We start from the raw sequence: 1,311 nt of genomic DNA on the forward strand, positions 1-1,311 counted from the left end.
CATGGACGCCTGCCTGGAAACGGGCGTGGATTATCTGGACACGGCCAATTACGAGCCCCTGGACGAGGCCAAGTTCGAGTACAAATGGCAGTGGGCCTACCAGGATCGCTTCAAGGCCAAGGGCCTCATGGCGCTTTTGGGCTCGGGCTTCGATCCTGGCGTGACCAACGTCTACTGCGCCTACGCCCAAAAACATCTTTTTGATGAAATCCATGAACTGGACATCATCGACTGCAATGCGGGCGATCACGGCCAGCCCTTTGCGACCAATTTCAATCCCGAGATCAATATCCGCGAGATCACCCAGCGCGGTCGCTATTGGGAACGGGGCGAATGGGTCGAGACCGATCCCCTGTCCTGGCGCATGAGCTACGACTTCCCCGAGGGTATCGGTTCCAAGGACTGCTACCTCATGTACCACGAGGAACTCGAATCCCTGGTCCGGAACATCCGGGGCCTCAAGCGCGCGCGTTTCTGGATGACCTTTTCCCAGAACTATCTCAACCATTTGAAGGTTCTGGAGGGAATTGGCATGACCTCCATCGAGCCCGTGGACTATCAGGGCCAGAAGATCGTGCCCCTGCAGTTTTTGAAAGCCGTGCTGCCCGAGCCCGGTTCCCTGGGGCCGCTGACCAAGGGCCGGACCTGCATCGGCTGCGTCATGAAAGGCATCAAGGATGGGCGTGAGCGCAAGGCCTACATCTACAACATCTGCAGCCACGAAGAGGCCTACCGCGAGGTCGGCTCCCAGGCCATTTCCTACACCACGGGCGTGCCGGCCATGATCGGCGCCATGATGATGCTGACCGGCAAATGGCGCGGCGCGGGCGTCTTCAACATGGAGCAGCTCGATCCCGATCCATTCATGGATAAGCTCAACCTCCACGGCCTGCCCTGGGTGGTGGTGGATCTGTGATGGACGGGCGCACCGCGTACCGCTTCGACGCGCACCAGGTCGCCACGCCGAGCTTCGTGGTCGACCTGGGTCTTATCCGCCGCAATCTGGACGTTTTGGCCGGGGTCAAGGAGCGCACGGGCTGCAAGATTCTGTTGGCGCTCAAGGGCTTTGCCATGTGGAGCGTTTTTCCGATTTTGCGCGAGGTTTTGGATGGGGTTTGTGCCAGTTCTCCCCATGAGGCCCGGCTTGGACGGGAAGAATTCGGGCGCGAGGTGCATGCCTTCGCGGCCGGCTATGCCCAAGGCGATATTTTTGATTTGTGCACCACGGCCGACCACATCGTCTTTAACTCATTTTTCCAGTTGGAGAAGTTTCGGGGGCTTGTCGAAAGCGAAGCCAAGCGGCTCGGGCGT

General features: G+C 59.4%; 2 protein-coding genes. Both read left to right on the forward strand.

Going from position 1 to position 1,311, the window contains the following annotated elements; all coding sequences use genetic code 11:
* Positions 1-916, forward strand: a 916-nt coding sequence (locus tag EOL86_15180; protein ID NCD26912.1) for a saccharopine dehydrogenase family protein, incomplete at its 5' end; no start/stop codon positions are given.
* Positions 916-1,311: carboxynorspermidine decarboxylase (locus tag EOL86_15185; GenBank protein ID NCD26913.1), on the forward strand; the 396-nt coding region annotated here is incomplete at its 3' end. The genes EOL86_15180 and EOL86_15185, both read left to right, overlap by 1 nt.

It is taken from the genome of Deltaproteobacteria bacterium (assembly GCA_009930495.1).
In the GTDB taxonomy this organism is placed as follows: domain Bacteria; phylum Desulfobacterota; class Desulfovibrionia; order Desulfovibrionales; family Desulfomicrobiaceae; genus Desulfomicrobium.